Below are 19,913 nucleotides of genomic sequence, written 5' to 3' on the forward strand. Positions count from 1 at the left end.
ATTTCCAAAACAATAAATAACATTCTAAGAGCTTAATTCATTTCCCCAGAGATGAAGTTGAGAAAGAATGGGGCCTAGTTTGTGTCCTTTTTCTGTAAGCTCATAATAAACTTCCGGAGGAAAATTATAGACTTCAATCCGTCGAATAATATGATCTTCCTCCAGTTGTTTAAGCTGTTCAGCAAGAACCTTTTTAGATACTCTGGGCATATTCCGCCACAATTCTACAAAACGTATTCGGTCTTCTTCAAAAAGATTATGCAGGATTAATGGTTTCCATTTTCCCGAAAGAATATCCAGGCTTTTTCTTAATCCGCAATTTTTAAACTCTTCAAAATTCATAGGTTACTTTAATATAAATAGATAACCTTTTGGTAACCTTCGATTGTTTTACCAGGATTAACCAATAGATTTGTTTTACAAACTTAAGCAAATGAAATTACAATTATGGCGCAATGCAACATTGCTGTTGAATATAGACGGAATCTCTATTTTAATTGATCCAATGCTTGGAGAAAAAGGATCTTTGGGTAAATTTCCAATGACAGATAATGAGTTACTGAATCCTTTGTTGGATCTCCCTTTCAACAAGGAAGATGTTGTGAAAAAACTACAGGAGATAGATGCTGTAGCCATTACCCATTTACACCCTGATCATTGGGATTCTACAGCTATGGAACTTATTGATAAAACAACAACGATTCTCTGTCCTTCTGCAATTTCAGATCAAATTGAGAAACAGGGGTTTCAGAATATTATAATAATCAATGATCATGTTCTTTGGAATACTATTGATATTTCTATCACAAAAGGACAACATGGAACAGGAGAAATTGGTGATAAAATGGGAATAGTCAATGGATTTGTTTTCAAAAAAGACGGCCAGTCAATGTATATTGTTGGAGATAGCATTTGGTACGATGATATTGCAAAGGAAATAGACAAACATCAGCCGCAACATATTGTCGTAGCAGGTGGAGCTGCAACATTTTCTGTGGGAGATCCTATTATTATGACAAGTGAAGATATTACCAAAGTCTGTGAATATGCTCCGGGAGCTAAAATTTGGGTAACCCACCTGGAAGCCGTAAGCCATTGCAAGGAAGACAGAAAATTTATCCAGGAAAATATTGATAATAAAGGATATGGTCATCAATGTTTTATTCCAAAAGATGGGGAGGAAGTAGATTTGTTCTTTGATTAAAAATACACTCGCTTGTAAATTTTCTTTTCAGAGTAAGTCTTTAGTAACTTTTGTTTACTCCCTTTAAACCTATAAAGTTTGGAGAATACAGAATAATAATCAAAAAAATGAGACCTTTCATCCAGAAACGGTCTCATTTTTATTTAAAATTAAAGCTAAGTATAATTGATTAATCTTCCACACATTTATTTCTTGCCGCTCTCAACCCAAAATAAAGCATGATCAATACTGCAATACTCAGAAAGTAGAATGAAGTATTCCAGGAAATATCCCAATCATGAAGCTTACCAAATACAGGAGGCCCGAATGCGGCAATCAGATAGCCTACAGATTGTGCCATTCCGGAGATTTTTACGGCATTGATACTGCTTTTCGTTCTTGTAGAGAAAAACAGGATGGATAAACTGAAAGACAGTCCATTGGAAATCCCAATAATAACAGCATTTACATAGATCCATTGCGATTTCAGAAAGACAAACATCATGGTACTCCCAAACATCAGAGCGCATATAAAAAGGATCATTATTCTCTGATCTTTCATTTTACTGGCAATAATCGGGCAGCAGAATGTAATAGGGATCATGGTAATCTGAATTACAAAAAGCACCCATCCCGAACTTTCACCAGGCATATTATAATCCGTAAGAAATGAAGGCAGCCATGCAACCATACAGTAATAAAATAAGGATTGTAACCCCATGAAAATACTGATATTCCAGGCCTGGGAAGATTTAAACATATTAAAATCAGAAGTCCCTAAAGCCGTTTTGGGCTGTTCAGTGTTCTTCTTATTAAAGATCATTTCAAGGATTAATACCACAAATCCAAGCGCTGCAATCACCAGCCAGATTCCAAGAGAACCGCGCCATCCGAATCCTGTCCATTCTCCAATTCTTACACTGAAACCGGAAGCCAGAGCAGCAGTAAGGTTCATGGAAACAGCAAAGATTCCCGTCATTAATCCAATTTGTTTCGGAAAGTTATTCTTAACATATCCGGGAGTTACCACATTTCCGATACAAATTCCCAATCCAATAAACACTGAACCGATAAATAACAGCCAAAGAGAACCTGAAATTCTCAGAAACAATCCAAAGCTCAGAATAATCAATGAATACATCAATAGTTTACTGATTCCGAACTTATTGGAAAACCTACTCACCAGCACAGAACAAACCGCAAACATAAAAAGTGGAATAGAGGTCAAAAGGCTTACCTGGAAATTATCCAGTTTCAGAGCCTCTCTTACATCTCCAAGGACCGGAGATACAGCAACAATAGGTGACCGGAGATTGCTGGAAATCAATATAACCACCAGCACATTCAGAATCATTAAAACATAAGAAGCATTCTTTTTTACTTCGCTCTTCATCATATTAAAAACTTTTGTACAAAATTAGCATAGTAATTTTGTTTAATTTTGCCAAAGTTTTAACCTGAAACGACATGAATGCCAACGACAGTATAAAAATAGATGAGCTTCAGAAACCGTATTTTGTCTGGTTCGAGGAAAACTGGATTCATGACAATGTTCTCCATCAGCATGAAAAAGGACAATTGGTATATGTAGAAAGCGGATTTCAGTATATTACTATTCAAGAGCGTATTTATCTTCTCCCTCAAAATCATGCAGCATGGATTCCTCCCAATGCCATTCATAAAACCAATTCCCATTCGGAGAAAATCAAACTCATGATTATGTTTGCGGATACAGACCGAAAAGACTCTTTTTATGATGAAGTGAATGTTTTTTCCGTTCCTCCTGTACTGAGGGAAATGATAAAATATGCTGAAAAATGGTCTAAACTGATGAAAAAAGATCCGGACGAAATGGTATTTTTAAAAGCTCTTTTTAATGAATTGCCCCATTTTGTGGAACATTCTCTGAAGCTGCACATTTGCCTTCCGAAAGACAAACGCCTTGAAAAAGTCATTGAATACCTCCATCATTACTACAATACAGAAATCAAAATAGAGGGTCTTGGTGAACTGGCATTGCTTTCTTCACGAAGCTTGGAGCGGATATTCAAAAAAGAAACCGGTCTTACACTAAGTAAATACCAGCAAATGCTCCGCATCATTAAAAGTCTTGAACTTTTGAGTTCAGGAAATTTAACCATTTCAGAAACTGCATATCAAGTGGGGTACAAGAGTGTACAGGCATATACCAGGAGTTTTCAGTCTGTGATGCAATTCAGACCTACGGATTTTATGAAAAACATTAACTTAAATATAGGAAAAGGGATTTATTAATTTTAAAAAATCAATTATCCCTTTATATAAAGGTTTTTTTAATTGTATTTCAATAAATAATTCCCTTTTTGATCATTTATCATTTAATTAAAAAAATACCTGTTATTAACGTTGTAAAAGCAAAAAAGGCCTCCAGTGAGGAGACCTTAAAAAAACACAAATGATGAAAAAAAATTATTTCGATTCACAAATATAAGCAAAAATTATATTATGCATTGCATTATATGTGTATTTTTTTTAAAAATTATTTATTTTAATTAAAAATAGTCATTCATCAACATATTTTGCTTTTCCTTTAACATTTTGAAATTTAATCCAATCGTATAAATAACTCCACCAAACACAATCCATTCAATAATTGCACTTACAATGTAAATACTGTGAATTCCATACAGCATCGGAATAATGAGAAGAGCAGGGATGTATAAGATTATTTGCCTTAAAATACTGATTACCGTAGCTGGCCGTGCGTTCTCCACAGAAGGAAACCAGACCATGGCCATAAAAATAAATGGGAGTGCAGGTAAAACGCTCATGTAAATTCTGAAATCAGTTAATTGAGCGGGTTGAAAAGATACATTAGGAATCATTACAGATAAAACTTCTGATGGATATACCATGACAAAAATCAAAAAAGGAATAAGAATAATAAGTCCTGTAAAAGAAAAAAGCCGATATGCTTTGATGCTTCTTTCATATTTTTCAGCCCCAAAGTTCATTCCTGATACAGGCTGTAAGGCTCGCATTAATCCCCACAACGGAGTATTCAATAAAATATAAAATCGGTTGACTGCTGTAAAAAAGGTTACATCCGTATCTTTTCCATATTTGGCAATCACATTGAAGACCACAATATTCTGAATGACAATCATTACCATCATAATAAAACCGGGCATCCCCAAAGAAATCGCTTCTTTAATAATCGCTTTATCATATTGCAGTGACCAAAAATGGGTTTTAAAAGAAGATTTTCCGGAGGCATAATACCAAATTCCCAATATCGTATAAATGATCATAGAAATATTGGTAGCCCATGCAGCGCCGCTTACTCCGCCACCAAAAGAATCAATAAAGAACGGTTTTAAAGCCACATCTACAATCAGGCCTACAGCAATCATCCAGGCGGCAGTTTTCATTTGTCCTTCTGCCCGGATCAGCATATTCAGCGCCAGCCCATGAATCCAGAAAAAGCTTCCAAGAATAGTTGCTCTGAAATATTCTACTCCTAAAGTCAGAATTTCATCTCTTCCGCCCATCATGTATACTAATTCTTTAGCGAAAATATAACATGGAATAGTGATCACGACAGAAAACAGTAAGGTAAGGAAGTTGACTGTTCCCATAGCCTTATTCAGTTTATTTTTATCTCCTGCACCGATCCAGATACTCACTGCAGATCCTATACCCGTTCCTATCAAGGTCCCGAATCCCTGTGCAAACTGTGCTAAAGGGTAAGCTACTCCTACCGCTGCCAGTGCTGTATTGCTGATCAGGTGGCCTACAAAAATTCCATCGAGAAAATTATTCAATCCATAAAGCACCATTGCAATAACGGCCGGCCAAGACATCTGCCACATGACCTTATGCATTTTTCCGTTTAAAATAAGCTGTTTCTGTTGTTCCATTGCTATGATTGTAAATTGTTTGAAAGTAAAAGGAAGCTGAAATAGAGAAAATGAAATAAATAAATTTTACAAGATCAATTAAATCTAACTCTTCATTAACCAACTAATAATTTCAAATTTCTTTCTTCCAACTCCCAATCAACACTCATTTTAACTATAGCTTCATTGTTGTTATTAAGAATTGTTCTAAATAGTTAAAAGTGTTACAAACTTAACAGTTAATGACAATAGAGCGACTCCTTAGAACGGAATAAAAACTCCGCATAAAGGAATAATACAGAAATGAAAAAGTATTATTCATTATCTTAGTACTTTAAATCCCAATTAACAAAATGACTCTGGTCATAAAAAAAGAGAAACAAATTCTTTTAATTTGATTAAAAAGAGTATGAAGCCAAAACAAATCAAGGGAGTTCCTGAACAAAAGTCAGGCGGATTCCACGATACAGAAACTTATGTAGCGTTTGAGAAGGCATTACTACCGTCACAATATGAAATATTGAAAACCCGATTTTTCTCGGTCAATCTATGGAAAAGTTACTGTGGAGAACCCTTTGCAGCTTTTAAGCTTTACGATCTCAAAGGGAATCCAGTGCATCGGGATCCCCAAAAAGGAGATTTCGTCAGGATCAACATTCCCGGACCGGGAGAAACGGAAGCTAAAGGGTATGACTGGGTAGAAATCACAGATATTTGCTATTATGAGGATACTGTTTCCGAAAGTATCACGATGACCTGCAGGCCCTCCAGGGATCCAGAAAATAAAAGCAGTCATATAGCTCATTTTTATAGCTCGAAAGCGACTTCTACCTTTATGATTCAAAGAAATGCAACTCATTTAAAAGCTGCTGTATACGGCCGGAATGAATCTCCTAATTATAATGCAACTATCATTGATATGATCAGGAATCTGATAGTGGCAATAGGAGGGATGCTCGGGGTCGCCAAAATTCAATGGAAGCAGCTCGCTGACGGACTTTTAGATTTTGACTGAAAATAAAGATTTTACTTCGAATCCGTTTTCAATTAAATGTGTATAAAACATAGATGTATAGAGCATTTATCACTACATTTGTGTGGACTGACTCAATTACATGGAAGAACAATTAGTTTCATATATTAAAGATAAAATATCGGTGACTGATGATGAGATGGCAACCATTCTGTCTTATTTTAAACCGATTACATTCAAAAAGAACGAATTACTTCTTACCAATGGACAATCCAGTCAAAGAACATTCTTTGTGGCTAATGGCTGCCTGAGAATATTTTTTATTAATGAAGAAGGGCAGGAATCCACCCGCTATTTTGCTTTTGAAAACCAATTTGCAACTGCTTTGGTCAGCTTTATAACCTCTGAGCCTTCCGAAGAATTTATCCAGGCCGTAGAAGATACCAAAGTCTATTACATTACCCACAAAAATTTCTATCATCTTCTGGAGATTGTGCCAAAATGGGAAAAATTTTACAGAATCTATCTTGAAATTGCGTACGTAACCAATACGAAACGATTAATGTCCTTCCTTGTTCAGGATGCATTGGAAAAATACCGTCAGTTATTGGCAGAAAATCCTATTATTGTCCGCAGGCTTTCCAATAAAATGGTGGCTTCTTATCTTAATATTTCGCAGGAGACCCTGAGCAGGCTGAAGTCTAAGCTTTAATTTCTTTTGGCTCTTCAAAGGGTAATTGACCAGAAACCTCATTATTAAACAAAAATTAATCTTTTACTCTTTTCTCAGGAAAAATTTAAGCCTTATATTTGCAGGGATGTTAAAATGGTTCTCCATAATATGTTCAATGATGTATGTGCTGGCTACCACCAATGCGGGGGAAGTACTGAAAGTGCCTATGTTTGTAGAACATTTTATGGAATATCAAGGAAGTCTTTCAGAATTTGTCATGGAACATTATGATAATCATAAGAAAGATGCTGACTGGGATCTGGATCAAAAACTACCGTTTATCAATCCACCCATTGTACTCACTGTACATGCCCAGCTTCCTAATTATACCTTTGAGATTAAAAAACCTAAGGAAATCAGAATTCCTCAGAAAAACAGCATTTATCAGGAAAAGGACTTTTCGAACCTTTACCTTTCCAATATTTTTCAGCCTCCGCGGCATTCTTAATTGATTTAATTAAAAAAAACATTGCTTTAAGTTTTACTTGAAGTGATACATTATTATTGTTTATCAATCAATCTTGTAACGTATTATTTTCTGTTTGTAATTTAAACGTTTGAGTTATTAAACGACATGTTTTTAGTTTCATAATAGTTTTAAATTTATGAGATTCTTACAGCTTTATTTTAAACTAAATAAGCATTTAAAAGTTTTTGTGACTTCTTAGAATCTTCGACTTGTAGTTCAAAGTTATAAGGAAAACAGTTTATAAAACAGTACAGGGTATCTAATTAATCATTTTTCATGTTAAACAAAATTATTGAGTTTTCTGTAAAGAATAAACTCATCATTGCTCTGTTCACCATAGGGTTGGTTCTTTTCGGAGTATATGAAACAACCAAACTTCCTATTGATGCCCAGCCTGATATTACCAATAATCAGGTACAGATTATCACTACCGCACCTTCATACGGAGCAGCGGATATCGAGCGGCTTGTCACATTTCCTATTGAACAGGCTACCAGTAACATCAGTGGAATCACTGAGCTTCGAAGCCTCTCCAGGTTCGGATTATCATTAGTAACTGTTGTTTTCGATGATAAAACCGATGTATATTGGGCCCGCCAGCAGGTTCAGGAACGTTTACAGCTTGTTCAGGAGAATATCCCTGCAGGAATTGGAAAACCTGAACTGGGACCTATTTCTACAGGCTTGGGCGAAATTTTCCAGTATGTGGTAAGGGCTAAAAAAGGCTATGAAAATATCTATGACGAAACGGAGCTGAGAACTATCCAGGATTGGGTGGTCAGAAGACAGCTATTGGGGACCAAAGGAGTAGCCGATGTCAGCAGCTTCGGTGGAAAACTGAAACAGTATGAAATTGCCATAAATCCTAATAAACTTCAGGCTTTTAATATCAATATCAATGATGTTTTTGCTGCTTTGGAAAAGAATAACCAGAATACCGGCGGAGCATATATTGAAAAGAAAGAAACTGTTCTTTTTATCCGCAGTGAAGGGCTTCTGGGAACTACGGAAGATATAGGGAACACGCAGGTAGCAGAAACTAAAGAAGGTATTCCGGTTCATATCAAAGACGTAGCTTCTGTAAAGATCGGATATGCTACTAGATATGGTGCTATGACCTACAATGACACGGGAGAAGTTTCTGGAGCGATTGTCTTAATGCTTAAAGGAGAAAATGCCAATCAGGTCATTACCAATATTAAGCAAAGACTTGAAAAAATCCAGGAATCTTTACCGGAAGGTGTTGTGATTGAACCTTTCCTTGACCGGGCTAAAATGGTGAATAACACCATCAGTACTGTAAAAACAAACCTGATGGAAGGAGCTTTAATTGTGGTCTTCATCCTTGTTGTATTTCTTGGGAACTTCAGAGCCGGATTACTGGTGGCTTCTGTAATTCCTTTAGCCATGCTGTTTGCTATTATCATGATGAATATTTTCGGGGTCGGAGGAAACCTGATGAGCCTTGGAGCGTTAGACTTTGGTCTTATTGTAGATGGTGCAGTTATTATTGTAGAGGCTGTTCTGCATCAGCTGGCTCATAAAAAACATTTTGGCAGGGATAATATGCTGAGTAAAAAGGAAATGGATGATCAGGTTTCCAATTCTGCTTCCAAAATGGTCAACAGTGCTGTTTTTGGACAGATCATTATTCTTATTGTATACCTTCCGATCTTTACTTTACAGGGAATTGAAGGAAAAATGTTCAAGCCGATGGCTCAAACGGTTGCTTTTGCGCTCATTGGTGCGTTTATTCTTTCCCTTACTTATATTCCTATGATGAGTTCATGGGTATTAAGCAGAAAGAAAAAAGAAAAAGAGAACATCTCAGACAGGGTCATGGCCAAAGTGGAAACCGGCCATCAAAAGTTCCTGATGAAGGCTTTAAAGTATAGGAAAACGATCATTCTGAGTGTGCTTATCCTTTTTGCCGGTGCTGTTTTCACTCTTTCCAGAATGGGTGGGGAATTTATACCTTCTCTGGAAGAAGGGGACTTTGCGGTGGAGATGAGAATTCTTCAGGGAAGTAATATCAATGAAACCAAAAAGGTAACCACTCAGGCATCTGGTATTCTTTTGAAACAATTTCCGGAAGTACAGAAAATCGTTGTCAAGATTGGAAGTGCTGAGATCCCCACAGAACCAATGCCGATGGATGCAGGTGATATGATTATTGTTTTGAAACCTAAAAAGGAGTGGACTTCTGCCTCATCATTCCCTGAACTCTCAGAAAAAATGAGTAAAGCATTAAGTGTCATTCCAGGATTAACAACGAGCTTCCAATTCCCTGTACAAATGCGTTTTAATGAGCTTATGACAGGGGCAAGACAGGATATAGTCTGTAAAATTTATGGGGAAGATCTTGACAGTCTTACTACATATGCTAAAAAGCTAGGTAGTATCATCAATACGGTTAAAGGGGCTCAGGATCTTTACATAGAGCCTGTTGAAGGGGCTCCGCAAGTCGTTATAGATTATAACCGTTCGGAATTATCAAGGTACAATATTTCTGTTGCAGAAATTAACAGAGTCATTAATATGGCTTTCGCAGGACAAACTGCCGGAGCGTTATATGAAGGAGAAAAGAAGTTTGACATTGTGGTCCGTATGGATAACGATTATAAAAAAGACATCACCAGCATTCAGAATCTTTTGGTTCCGACACCTTCAGGAGAACAGATTCCATTATCTCAGCTGGCGAAAGTAGAACTGAAGGAAAGCCCAAACCAGATTCAGAGAGAAGATACCAAAAGAAGAATCATTATTGGGTTTAATGCAAGAGATAGGGATGTTCAGAGTATTGTAGAAGAGCTTCAGCAAAAAGTTGGACAAAAATTGAAATTCTCGCCAGGGTATACCATTGCTTATGGAGGAACTTTTGAAAATCTTAATGAAGCGAAGGCAAGATTGGGTATTGCTGTTCCTATTTCTTTAGTGATGATATTCTTATTGTTATTCTTTGCTTTTGGTTCTGTAAAACACAGTTTATTAATCTACACGGCTATTCCGCTATCTGCCATTGGGGGAGTTTATTTCCTTGCTTTAAGAGGGATGCCTTTCAGTATCAGTGCAGGGGTTGGATTTATTGCCTTGTTTGGGGTTGCCGTACTTAATGGAATTGTTTTGATATCAGAGTTTAACCGGCTAAAAAGAAACGGAATAACGAATACCAGCAGAATTGTTTTGATGGGGACGAAAATCAGATTACGTCCTGTTCTGATGACTGCTTTTGTAGCCTCATTAGGGTTCCTTCCTATGGCTATAAGCAATGGTGCCGGGGCTGAAGTGCAGAGACCTTTGGCAACAGTAGTGATAGGCGGATTGATGCTGGCAACCCTTTTAACCTTATTTGTGCTTCCAATTCTCTATGTCTTATTTGAACATATTAATAAAGATAAAATGAAATTCTCTAAAAAAATAAACTATAAAAAACTGTCTGTTTTCTTACTATTGGCTTCTTTCGGAGGTCTTCAGGCCCAGGAAAACATCACTTTTGAACAGGCTTTGGAAAAAGCGTACCAGCAAAACGGAACACTGAAAAGTTCAAAATTAATCTCTGATTATCAGGAAAAATTAAAAGCAAGTTACCTGGATCTTCCCCAATTGGAAGTTACCGGAGCATTTGGCCAGATACAGGGAGAAGAAACTGACAATTCATTCGGAATTTCGCAAAGGTTCAGCTTTCCAACAGTGTATTCAAAAAGAAAGCAGATGCTGGATGCAGAATGGACGGCAAGTGTTATTAATCAGAATCTTACAAAAACACAGCTAACGAAGGAAGTTACAGATGTTTTTTACAGAATTTTAGTGCTCCAGGAAAAGAGAAAAGTGTTGGAATACATCAGCCGGTTATACACCAGCTTTGCAAATAAGGCAGGGTTGAGATTAAAAAAAGGAGAAGCCAACATTTTGGAGGAATCTACTGCTGAAATTCAAAAAGAACAGATGAACGTACAGCTGAATTCCCTGGAAAATGATCTGAATATTGCTAAACTCCAGCTTCAGTTACTGCTCCAGTCCGATGTTCCTTACCAGCCTGTAGCAGATAAACTAACTATGAATGTGGGACTCCAGGCTTCAGAGGAAATGGTAAAACAACATCCTGAACTTCAATACCTGCAGCAGCAGATCAAAGTAGGAGAGGCTGAAGTACAGCTTGAGAAGAGCAGATTGCTTCCTGAACTTCTGATCGGTTACACTAACCAGAGCATGAAAAATATTAATAACAATCGTTTCAATTCAGTGCAGGTGGGAGTAGGTATTCCTCTGTTTACTAAAGGCCAAAGAGCATTGGCTAAAGCTGCCGAAGCAAAAATTGCGATCTCTGAAAATCAATATCAAAGAAAAGAAATTGAGCTTAAAAACAGGTTGGGACAACAGTTGAAAAACTATATGAATCAACAGAGAATCATTGAAAATTATGAGCAAAAACAGCTTCCAAAATCTGAAACCATCTTAAAAACGGCTCAAAAACAGATGGATGTAGGAGAAATCGACTATCTGAACTGGGTAATCCTGGTGAACCAGGCTGTAAAGACCAAAGCAGATTACATCGACAGCCTGGAAAGACTGAATCAGATCGGAGCAGAACTCAATTTCTTAATTTCAAAATAACAGCGTCATGCAATTTAAAATAATATCAATATACAGTCTTGCTTTAATATTGGCTTTATCATCATGTTCAGGCAAAAAAGAAGAGGAAAAATCAGTTTATGAGAACACAAAATTTGCAAAAGGAACTGAGAATACTGTTCATCTTACCCAACAGCAGATTCAGTCTGTAGGAATTACGATTACATCCATTCAGGACAGAAATATGGAAAAGCTGGTGCGGCTGAATGGGAAAGCAGAGATTGCCCCCTCTCATATCAGTTCTGTTTCAAGCATTATGGGCGGACATATCAAATCCATCAATATCATTAATGGAAGCCGTTTCAGTAAAGGTCAGGTGCTGGCTGTGGTAGAAGATCCGCAATTTATACAGCTTCAGCAGGATTACCTGGTAACTAAAGCACAGCTGGAAGCCGCAAGATTGAATTTTAACCGTCAGAAAGATCTTAATACCAGCCAAGCAAGCAGTGATAAAACCCTGCAAACGGCACAGGCAGAGTATTCTACGTTGAATGCCACTTTAAGAGGTCTTGAAGAAAAACTTCGGATCATCGGGATTAATGCTAAAGGATTAAATACAGGAAATATAAGAAGCAAAATTAATGTTTATGCACCATTCAGTGGTTTTGTGAGCAAAATTCTTGTGAATAACGGACAGTATATCAACCCGGCAGATACTTTATTTGAATTGATTAATCCAGCTGGACTCCTTTTAGAATTGAAGGTCTTTGAAAACGATGTTAATGATATAAAAGTCGGGCAGGAAATCCTGGTATATACCAATCAAAATCCTGAGGTAAAATCTAATGCTAAAATTGTAAGCGTAGTTCCCAGCATTGAAACCGGAGGTTCTGCAACCGCTGTAGCCCAATTATCATCTGTGAATTCCGAATTTGTAAGAGGAATGTATATCAATGCTGAAGTCAATATCAGCAACCGCTCTACTCAGGGACTGCCTAATGATGCTGTGGTCTCTTTTGAAAGTAAAAATTATGTTTTTGAAGATCTGGGAAAATCAAATTATAAGATGATCCCTGTAGTAACAGGAATTTCAGACGATCAGTTTACAGAAATTCTAAAAGCAGATTTTTTGAAAAATAAAAAGATCGTCCAGAAAGGTGCTTACAGTCTTTTGATGATGCTGAAAAATAAAGCAGAATAATCATATTATTGTGTTTTAAAGAAAAGGTTTTGTTTACTACAATAAACAGAACCTTTTTTATTTAACCACAAATGTTGCAAAAGTTTTGGGAACACTTTAGTTATTTGAGGTTACAAGCATTGTAGGTAAGAAGTCCACATAAGTTTTGAAAAATCAAAGATTTTTCACTCTAACACTCTAACACTCTCAAACCCGCAAGCTCCCCCTAAACCCTCTTGCTGCATAATAAGAATCTGCGCCGTTATGATAATAGAATACAGTATTGTAGCGTCTGTCACAGAAAACAGCACCTCCGAGTTCCCGGATTGAAGTTGGTGTTTGTATCCAGCTGGAAGTTTTTTGATCAAATTTTCCTAATTCCTGGAGGTGGCGGTATTGTTCTTCGGTTAGAATGTCAATACCCATTTCTGATGCTTTATCAATGGCGTTGCTTTCCGGTTTGTTGGCTTTTCTTGATTCCCATGCCGGGTAATCGTAGCAAAGGCTTCTGCGTTTTGGACTTTCCGGGGAGCAGTCGAAGAAGATATATTCGTCTGTTTTTTGGTTATAATCCACAACATCAGGTTCACCTTCTGTTTCTTCCATTTCATGTAAAGACCAAAGTTTTTCGGGATTGGCTTTCAGTTTGGATTGAATCTTTTCCCATTTCAGGTCTTTGTGGCGGTGCATATTTTTTTCAAAACGGGTTTTCAGTACTTTTAAAAGGGCTTCGCTTTGTTCGGGAGTTAATGATTTCTTTTTCATGTTAAATTTTGTTTGTTCTTTTGAATGAATTGGTTTTTCTTGTTGGCAATCGCAAAGGCGCAATAGGTTTTGAGGCTGATAATATTTTTAGGGCGCAATGATTTTATCTCCGATAAAATTGAATGCTACATAGTTTTATCTCATATTTGCTGAAAATCTTTGATTTTCTTGCGCCTTAAAAATAACATTAGGTTTTAATTCTTAGCGTCTTAGCGATATTCCAACAAAATTAATGTAATTATCTGCATAAAATTTTTAATTGTGTGTTAGTTGTTGTTGAGAGAGATTTTTCGGTTTGCAGGTCTGAAGTACCATGAAATAATAACCAACACAAAGAGCAATATAGCAGGAAAGATTCTTCCGGCAATATCTCCGACAATAAGATGCGAGATCACAGCACCGGACATCACAAAGAAAAATCCCGCATAAGCCCATTCTTTTAATAATAGCTGTTTCGGGATGAGAATGGCAATGACTCCCAAAATTTTCCATACGCCGATGATGGTCATAAGATAAGCTGGATAGCCCAGATTGGTAAAATTGGCAAGCTCATCTTTATTTTTCATAAGCTGAACAATGGCTGTTGAGACCATACCTAAGGCCATCCAAAGGGTAAAGATCCAATAGATGATTCTTTTTCTTTTTTCTGATTTGTTTGATGTTTCCATAGTAATTTTGTTTTTGTGATTAGTCGGTAAGGCCTTTTCCTTCAAGGATTTGAGGAATGCATTTTTCAATTCTTGCTTCCCTGGTTTTGGATTGTTTGGCGGAGGAAAAGTGGAGTAGGTAAGCTCTTTGTCGGCCTGGTGTTAAGGCTTCAAAAGCTTCTTTTAATACAGCATCCTGATCCAATCTGTTTTGAAACTCTTCAACCATTTCAAAATCTTTGGTTTTCTTCATTTCAACCTTCACTCCGGATTCTTCAATCTCAACCGCTTCAAACATATATGCCCGAAGTTCTTTTTCCAGATCATGGATCTGCTGTACCTCTGTAAAACGGATCTGTCTTGCCGCCTGTACATTTTCAGACTGCTGAATTAAAATCTGGTCAGGATCTTTCATCAAAGCACCTTTAAAGAAGAGCAAGGCGCAATATTCTTTAAATCCGTGAATTAAGAATATATTTTTCCCTTCATAGGTATAACATGGGCAGCCCCATTTTAAATCTTCTACCAATTCGGTACTTAGAGCAATGGTTCTTAATGCTTCAAATTCTTCTCTCCACTGTGTGGCGTTTTCGAAGAAAAAATTAACTTTTGGATTCATGTTTTTGGGTTTGAGGGTTTTGGGAGTATTAGAGTATTAGAGTATTAGAGTATTAGAGTATTAGAGTATTAGAGTGGGAGCGTGATAACGTTCAAGGTTGTTATCCTTTTACTGATGATTGACGATTCACTTGCGAAGCAAAATTCGCTATTGACATCACAAATTAAAATTTGACATCATCGTCTCTCATCTCTTCGTCTATTATCTATTGGTCTTTAAACAGCTCCTGTAAACGATTATGTGCCCTATTAATTCCCTGCGCAAAAGGCATTTTCAGATGTTGATCTCTGAAGTCTACGGATTTATAAATGGTTTGAATGGTGATTTTACTGGTAGTATCCGTTAGTTTTTCAAATGCTAAAAACTCAATCTGAACCGGAAAAGGTGTGTTTTCCATCTGAAAAGTTCTTATAATCTTCTCATTCTGAACAATGTCATGAATGGTTCCATTGGCGCTGAACATTACTTCTCCCTGAGGGTTTGAAGTTTCGAAACGGTAACTTCCATGTTGTTTGTTTTCAAACTTGGTGACTTTGGTTCCCATCCATTGTTCAAAAAGTTCAGCTTCTGTATACGCTTTGAAGAGCAATTCTACAGGTAGATCAAATTCTCTGATAATGAAGATTTCCTGTTTACCATCTTCTGCCTGGATTTTTGTTTTTAGTTCCATATTTTAAGGTTGGTGTTTTAGGGTTTGAGAGTATTAGAGTAGGAACGTTTAAGGTTGGTATCCTTTCCTTGATGATTGACGATTCACTTGCGAAGCAAAATTGACTATTGACACCCACAATTTAAACTTTGCACTCATAGTCTCTCATCTCTTCGTCTATTATCTATCTGTCTTATGTAAGTCTCGGTATGCTTTCATCACACTTTCCAGCTTATTGAATTTCTCATCCCACATTTGGCGGAATGGCTCTATAAAATCGGCTATTTCTTTCATTTTATGGGGATTAAGGTGGTAAGTGATTTCACGGCCGTTTTGTTCAGATCTCAACAGTTCACATTCTGTAAGGATCTGAAGATGCTTGGAAACGGTAGGTCTTGCGGTATCGAAATTGGAAGCAATGGCTCCTGCAGTCATGGATTGAGCAGCCACCAGCATCAATATAGATCTTCTGGTAGGATCTGCGATCGCCTGGAATACATCTCTTCTTAAATTCATTGTGTAGTTATTTGACTACAAATATATGTGTAGTTATTTAGCTACGCAAGTTTTCTAACAAAAATTTAAAAAAAATCCTCCTGTAAATTTTTACAAGAGGATGAAGTATTATTTTTAATTATGCTTTAATATATTTATAATTAAAAGCGTTAACATTTTCATTTTCAACCTTTATTTTGCCCATTGAACGCAGTTTTTGTAAAGCTACTTTTACTTTTTGCATATCATCTTCGCCACTAAGTTGTCTAACTAATTTATTAGTTAATACAGCATTAGTATTCTCATCAATATAATTGAGAATTACATCTTCAATGGAAGCTAATCTTTGATGTTTTATAGTTACAATAAATGCATTTTCTGTTTCTTCAAAAGAAGGGTCTACTAAACCGGCTTTTTTTAGTTCATTCTTTGCTGTGTCTAATCCCTCACCAATATCATGATTAACAGGGTTGGGTAGATTATGTAACATTCGAACAATATTTGGATTTCTTGAAAATCTTTCTGTATATAAATTTTCGATTGTCATATAACCAGGAAGCTTTCCTGGGCTTTGGATTTCTATTCTATTATCAAAAATTCTAACATGAATATCATCATTTAAGCTATAATCACGGTGTATAACAGCATTTACAAGAATCTCTTTTAATGCTTCAGAAGGATATATAAGTTTTATCAGCTTTTCTCCATCACTAAATGAAGCTCCATTAATATATTCTTCAACTTTATTGACAGTTTTTTTTATTACGTCTTCAGTTGTTCCATTAATTGTCACTGGTAGTTCTTGGAGTTGCTCACGTTTATATTCCTTTTCGGTGGTTCTAAGCCTGTAAACTTTTACTGCACATCGAGTATTCATTGTAGCTTGAGCATCTTCATCAAAAAGTAAAATACAACCTACATTTGGTAGTCGTTCTGCCCCTTTTTTAGTTAATAGTTGTTGTTTTTTTAAAAACAACTCGGGTGTTATACTTGTTGCTATACGATTCATATAATCTGATAAAGAATTACTTTGGATTATATCTTCAATATCTGCATCATCGACTATTCTTTTTTCATATGGTTCTGCTCCTTTTGCATATGATAAGAAAGTAATTCTTTCACCTTTTATTTTTGTTTTGGAGGCATTAATTCTTATGAAACAATCGCCGTTTGCAGTATAATGTACTTTTGGGCTTTTAGGTATATTAAAATGTAAAATAAGACCTTTATCTCCTGTATCTAAAAATTCTGTAATAACATTTTCAACGGCTGGAGTTGTTAATTCTAAGAGTACAGATATCAGGGCATTTGCTTCTTCTTGGTCATTAAAGCCATTAATACGTTCAGTTTTAGAAGAGTCATCTTCAATACCAATATAAATATCTCCACCGTCGGAGTTAGCAAATGCAACGAAAGTTTCTTGAAGCTTGGCTGGAGTGATTAACTTACTCTTAAAATCATTAAAATGATCTTCATGCAATTGCAGTAGTCTATTTATTTCATTATTATTGATGTTTAATGTTTTCATCAAAAAGAATTATTTAATTAGTTATAGTTTATGTTTTTTGTTAAGATAGTAAAATCAATTACATTTTATTTTGTATTAACCTCTCCAACTTCTCAATCATCTCCTTCTGTTGCTGCAGCATACGCTCATAAAGCTCAACCATTTTATCAATAGGATTGAAAGTAGGTTGGTAACTATACAATGAATTACCTGTAGCATTATCATTGTTATTAACTGTGTTAGAAATAATATTCACTGCCTGTTCTTCATCAAAATTCTCAATCGCCTCCGCCGGAACTTTCAAAATCTTCGCTACCTGCGCCAGAATATCAGATTCTACGGTTTCTTTTTGTTCTAAAAGAGAAACTTTCTTTTGGTTCCAGTCGTCACCCAATTCAAAAGCTAAGGCTTCCTGCTTGATGCCCAGCATTTCACGGAAACGTTTTATATTTCTACCCTGATGTATTTTTTTATTTTGCATATCTGTGTCAATCATAATAACAAATATAAAGCTTTAAAAGGTAAAAATAAAGCCCCTGTTCAAAATAAATTATCTTCTAAAATATCCATTCTACGGCATAAAATATTCATTTTTAACTGGTATAGCTGTCATGATATTTCTTGCTTTGTTGAAAAACAACGATATGAGAAAAGTAATTATTCGGGGCAAATATAAGATGGTCTCCATTCGTAACCTTACGGTTTCCCATAAATCATTTGAAAGAGCGTATAGAAGGCTGGTCTTCTTCCCGGAAATCCGGTTGGCAGGGAAGTGGTTGCTGGAGTCTGGTTTTGAACCGGGGGATCATGTGGTGGTGACGGTTTGCCGAAACAGAATTGTATTGGAAAAGGAGATGTTTTATGAGGATGTGTAAACAAAACATTTTATCTACTAAAAATATTATTTGCCACTAATGCACGAATAGGATATTTTGTTATGGTAAATAATGGCCCCTTTTTTATAAATTTTATAAGATATCATTGTATAGGCTTTAAAATGAACGAAATGTTTTTTATTAGTGCGTGGCAAAAAAATCTGCGTAATCTGTGTGATCTGTGGGAGAGTTTTTTAGATGCAGAGTTTTATGGAGGTAGCTGTTATATTTTTAGGAAGCTAAGAGTGGGCAAGCGAACTTGCCTGATGAAGGTATGGCTAGTGATTCGAAGGCTTTTGAGATCTCTCGCAGATTTTGGAGATTAAGCAGATTTTTTAAAGTATTGAGATCTGCGTCATCAGCTTGATCTGCGAGAGTTTTTTTAACACAAAGTTTTATGACGGTAGCTGGATATTTTAGAGAGCTAAGTATGGGCAAGTTGACTTGCATTTAATAAACCATTGAAATGCAGTGAGAAAAGGACTAGTCATGAAATAATCTTATCTTTGAAAGCCCAATGTTTTCTGAGCATTAATCAATATTATCATCAATGAAATTTTTACTTGACTTTTTATTTCGTGTTTTACAACTTTTTACAGAACCTTATTTTTTAGTATTTCTTGCAGTAGTTATTATTGCTCTTTTGAGAAGGAAGAATAAGAGTAAAAAATGGAGAATTGGAATTCTTATAACAACCGTATTGATGATTATTTTTATAGGAAATGGGTTTCTGGGGAAACTAACTTCCGGATATCTGCAGGAAAGCTACCTCAATACACCTGATGTAAAAAATACAGTGGGTCAGATTCCTGTTATTGTTGTATTGGGTGGCGGTGTTGTAGATATTGACCATACAGAAAAATTACACACCATGTCTTATTCAAGAATGGTAACAGCTTATCAACTGTATCATGAGTTTAAGAAAAATAATCAGCCTTGTAAAATAGTAATTTCCGGAAAAGGAAGGGGAAAGAAAAGTGAGGCAGAACTTTTCAGTGAAAATTTTAAAAGAATGGGGGTAGAAGATGCTGATATTATTAAAGAAGATCAAAGCATGAATACCTATCAGAATGCAAAATTTTCTAACGAGATATTGAAGAAGATGGGAACTTACAACTTATATCTGGTGACTTCTGGCTTTCATATGAAAAGATCTGTTGCTTTGTTTCAAACATTTGGATTAAAACCTATTCCGGAGGCTTCAGATATTATAGATACAGAAATCACGGTATTTCCTAACAGTTATAATGCAGCATTTACCTTTGTGATGTTGAAAGAAGTAGTGGGAATATGGCAGGTACAGTTGTATAACAGTTTGGGGATGAATAAATAATATTCTATTAAAGGATAAGGAATTAATTTGGGACT

19 protein-coding genes are annotated in these 19,913 nt (G+C 36.0%); 9 read left to right on the forward strand and 10 right to left on the reverse strand.

Features of this window, described 5'->3' with window-relative positions; translation table 11 throughout:
* Positions 1-24 precede the first annotated feature (24 nt).
* On the reverse strand, positions 25-342 hold the full coding sequence (locus AC3HD6_RS09910) for a winged helix-turn-helix transcriptional regulator (RefSeq protein WP_068943389.1): 318 nt from the start codon (positions 340-342) through the stop codon (positions 25-27).
* 91 nt (positions 343-433) lie between these two features.
* Between AC3HD6_RS09910 and AC3HD6_RS09915 the strand changes: the two genes are divergently transcribed.
* Positions 434-1,204 (forward strand): MBL fold metallo-hydrolase, encoded by a 771-nt coding sequence (locus tag AC3HD6_RS09915; RefSeq protein WP_488896183.1) that lies wholly within the window; start codon positions 434-436, stop codon positions 1,202-1,204.
* Between the two features lie 169 nt (positions 1,205-1,373).
* Here the strand turns inward: AC3HD6_RS09915 and AC3HD6_RS09920 are convergent, their stop codons facing one another.
* A complete protein-coding gene (locus tag AC3HD6_RS09920; RefSeq protein WP_488896184.1) occupies positions 1,374-2,579 on the reverse strand; it encodes a CynX/NimT family MFS transporter in 1,206 nt (401 codons plus the stop codon).
* A 71-nt stretch (positions 2,580-2,650) separates the two neighbouring features.
* Between AC3HD6_RS09920 and AC3HD6_RS09925 the strand changes: the two genes are divergently transcribed.
* Positions 2,651-3,457, forward strand: a complete 807-nt coding sequence (locus AC3HD6_RS09925; protein WP_488896185.1) for an AraC family transcriptional regulator — start codon at positions 2,651-2,653, stop codon at positions 3,455-3,457.
* A gap of 257 nt (positions 3,458-3,714) precedes the next feature.
* Here AC3HD6_RS09925 and AC3HD6_RS09930 read toward each other — a convergent pair whose 3' ends face one another.
* On the reverse strand, positions 3,715-5,082 hold the full coding sequence (locus AC3HD6_RS09930; protein WP_488896186.1) for an MATE family efflux transporter: 1,368 nt from the start codon (positions 5,080-5,082) through the stop codon (positions 3,715-3,717).
* A gap of 388 nt (positions 5,083-5,470) precedes the next feature.
* On the opposite strand from AC3HD6_RS09930, the gene AC3HD6_RS09935 reads away from it, so the two are divergent.
* The 5 genes from AC3HD6_RS09935 (at position 5,471) to AC3HD6_RS09955 (ending at position 13,009) form a co-directional block, all read left to right on the forward strand.
* Positions 5,471-6,076 (forward strand): hypothetical protein, encoded by a 606-nt coding sequence (locus AC3HD6_RS09935; protein WP_488896187.1) that lies wholly within the window; start codon positions 5,471-5,473, stop codon positions 6,074-6,076.
* 100 nt (positions 6,077-6,176) lie between these two features.
* Entirely contained in the window at positions 6,177-6,746 is a 570-nt protein-coding gene (locus AC3HD6_RS09940; protein ID WP_488896188.1) for a Crp/Fnr family transcriptional regulator, read from the forward strand.
* 136 nt (positions 6,747-6,882) lie between these two features.
* The gene (locus AC3HD6_RS09945; RefSeq protein WP_488896189.1) at positions 6,883-7,215 is read left to right on the forward strand and encodes a hypothetical protein; all 333 of its coding nucleotides are present in this window, start codon (positions 6,883-6,885) and stop codon (positions 7,213-7,215) included.
* 297 nt (positions 7,216-7,512) lie between these two features.
* Positions 7,513-11,850: a CusA/CzcA family heavy metal efflux RND transporter gene (locus tag AC3HD6_RS09950; RefSeq protein ID WP_488896190.1), complete on the forward strand. Its 4,338-nt coding sequence runs from the start codon at positions 7,513-7,515 to the stop codon at positions 11,848-11,850.
* 7 nt (positions 11,851-11,857) lie between these two features.
* Positions 11,858-13,009 (forward strand): efflux RND transporter periplasmic adaptor subunit, encoded by a 1,152-nt coding sequence (locus AC3HD6_RS09955; RefSeq protein ID WP_488896191.1) that lies wholly within the window; start codon positions 11,858-11,860, stop codon positions 13,007-13,009.
* 186 nt (positions 13,010-13,195) lie between these two features.
* Here the strand turns inward: AC3HD6_RS09955 and AC3HD6_RS09960 are convergent, their stop codons facing one another.
* The 7 genes from AC3HD6_RS09960 to AC3HD6_RS09990 form a co-directional block, all read right to left on the reverse strand.
* Positions 13,196-13,753: a DUF4256 domain-containing protein gene (locus AC3HD6_RS09960; protein ID WP_488896192.1), complete on the reverse strand. Its 558-nt coding sequence runs from the start codon at positions 13,751-13,753 to the stop codon at positions 13,196-13,198.
* A 266-nt stretch (positions 13,754-14,019) separates the two neighbouring features.
* Positions 14,020-14,421: a DoxX family protein gene (locus AC3HD6_RS09965; protein WP_488896193.1), complete on the reverse strand. Its 402-nt coding sequence runs from the start codon at positions 14,419-14,421 to the stop codon at positions 14,020-14,022.
* 19 nt (positions 14,422-14,440) lie between these two features.
* Positions 14,441-15,019, reverse strand: coding sequence for a YdeI/OmpD-associated family protein (locus AC3HD6_RS09970; RefSeq protein ID WP_488896194.1), 579 nt, complete (start codon positions 15,017-15,019; stop codon positions 14,441-14,443).
* A 205-nt stretch (positions 15,020-15,224) separates the two neighbouring features.
* Positions 15,225-15,689 carry an SRPBCC domain-containing protein gene (locus tag AC3HD6_RS09975; RefSeq protein ID WP_488896195.1) on the reverse strand — a complete coding sequence of 155 codons (465 nt, stop codon included), beginning with the start codon at positions 15,687-15,689 and terminating at the stop codon, positions 15,225-15,227.
* 159 nt (positions 15,690-15,848) lie between these two features.
* Positions 15,849-16,184 carry an ArsR/SmtB family transcription factor gene (locus AC3HD6_RS09980; RefSeq protein ID WP_488896196.1) on the reverse strand — a complete coding sequence of 112 codons (336 nt, stop codon included), beginning with the start codon at positions 16,182-16,184 and terminating at the stop codon, positions 15,849-15,851.
* 118 nt (positions 16,185-16,302) lie between these two features.
* Positions 16,303-17,691, reverse strand: coding sequence for an ATP-binding protein (locus AC3HD6_RS09985; RefSeq protein WP_488896197.1), 1,389 nt, complete (start codon positions 17,689-17,691; stop codon positions 16,303-16,305).
* Between the two features lie 58 nt (positions 17,692-17,749).
* Complete coding sequence (locus AC3HD6_RS09990; protein ID WP_488896198.1) at positions 17,750-18,166, reverse strand: helix-turn-helix transcriptional regulator; 417 nt, start codon at positions 18,164-18,166, stop codon at positions 17,750-17,752.
* A gap of 181 nt (positions 18,167-18,347) precedes the next feature.
* On the opposite strand from AC3HD6_RS09990, the gene AC3HD6_RS09995 reads away from it, so the two are divergent.
* Together AC3HD6_RS09995 and AC3HD6_RS10000 are read left to right on the forward strand one after the other, a co-directional pair.
* A complete protein-coding gene (locus tag AC3HD6_RS09995) occupies positions 18,348-18,545 on the forward strand; it encodes a SymE family type I addiction module toxin (RefSeq protein WP_488896199.1) in 198 nt (65 codons plus the stop codon).
* A 550-nt stretch (positions 18,546-19,095) separates the two neighbouring features.
* Positions 19,096-19,878 carry a YdcF family protein gene (locus AC3HD6_RS10000; protein ID WP_488896200.1) on the forward strand — a complete coding sequence of 261 codons (783 nt, stop codon included), beginning with the start codon at positions 19,096-19,098 and terminating at the stop codon, positions 19,876-19,878.
* Positions 19,879-19,913 lie beyond the last annotated feature (35 nt).

It is taken from the genome of Chryseobacterium sp. II3a, from assembly GCF_057815135.1.

Bases quoted from the DNA above. Each gene is read 5' to 3' on its own strand.
- AC3HD6_RS09910 (WP_068943389.1), bottom strand. From the start codon at position 342: ATGAATTTTGAAGAGTTTAAAAATTGCGGATTAAGAAAAAGCCTGGAT.
- AC3HD6_RS09915 (WP_488896183.1), top strand. From the start codon at position 434: ATGAAATTACAATTATGGCGCAATGCAACATTGCTGTTGAATATAGAC.
- AC3HD6_RS09920 (WP_488896184.1), bottom strand. From the start codon at position 2,579: ATGATGAAGAGCGAAGTAAAAAAGAATGCTTCTTATGTTTTAATGATT.
- AC3HD6_RS09925 (WP_488896185.1), top strand. From the start codon at position 2,651: ATGAATGCCAACGACAGTATAAAAATAGATGAGCTTCAGAAACCGTAT.
- AC3HD6_RS09930 (WP_488896186.1), bottom strand. From the start codon at position 5,082: ATGGAACAACAGAAACAGCTTATTTTAAACGGAAAAATGCATAAGGTC.
- AC3HD6_RS09935 (WP_488896187.1), top strand. From the start codon at position 5,471: ATGAAGCCAAAACAAATCAAGGGAGTTCCTGAACAAAAGTCAGGCGGA.
- AC3HD6_RS09940 (WP_488896188.1), top strand. From the start codon at position 6,177: ATGGAAGAACAATTAGTTTCATATATTAAAGATAAAATATCGGTGACT.
- AC3HD6_RS09945 (WP_488896189.1), top strand. From the start codon at position 6,883: ATGATGTATGTGCTGGCTACCACCAATGCGGGGGAAGTACTGAAAGTG.
- AC3HD6_RS09950 (WP_488896190.1), top strand. From the start codon at position 7,513: ATGTTAAACAAAATTATTGAGTTTTCTGTAAAGAATAAACTCATCATT.
- AC3HD6_RS09955 (WP_488896191.1), top strand. From the start codon at position 11,858: ATGCAATTTAAAATAATATCAATATACAGTCTTGCTTTAATATTGGCT.
- AC3HD6_RS09960 (WP_488896192.1), bottom strand. From the start codon at position 13,753: ATGAAAAAGAAATCATTAACTCCCGAACAAAGCGAAGCCCTTTTAAAA.
- AC3HD6_RS09965 (WP_488896193.1), bottom strand. From the start codon at position 14,421: ATGGAAACATCAAACAAATCAGAAAAAAGAAAAAGAATCATCTATTGG.
- AC3HD6_RS09970 (WP_488896194.1), bottom strand. From the start codon at position 15,019: ATGAATCCAAAAGTTAATTTTTTCTTCGAAAACGCCACACAGTGGAGA.
- AC3HD6_RS09975 (WP_488896195.1), bottom strand. From the start codon at position 15,689: ATGGAACTAAAAACAAAAATCCAGGCAGAAGATGGTAAACAGGAAATC.
- AC3HD6_RS09980 (WP_488896196.1), bottom strand. From the start codon at position 16,184: ATGAATTTAAGAAGAGATGTATTCCAGGCGATCGCAGATCCTACCAGA.
- AC3HD6_RS09985 (WP_488896197.1), bottom strand. From the start codon at position 17,691: ATGAAAACATTAAACATCAATAATAATGAAATAAATAGACTACTGCAA.
- AC3HD6_RS09990 (WP_488896198.1), bottom strand. From the start codon at position 18,166: ATGATTGACACAGATATGCAAAATAAAAAAATACATCAGGGTAGAAAT.
- AC3HD6_RS09995 (WP_488896199.1), top strand. From the start codon at position 18,348: ATGGTCTCCATTCGTAACCTTACGGTTTCCCATAAATCATTTGAAAGA.
- AC3HD6_RS10000 (WP_488896200.1), top strand. From the start codon at position 19,096: ATGAAATTTTTACTTGACTTTTTATTTCGTGTTTTACAACTTTTTACA.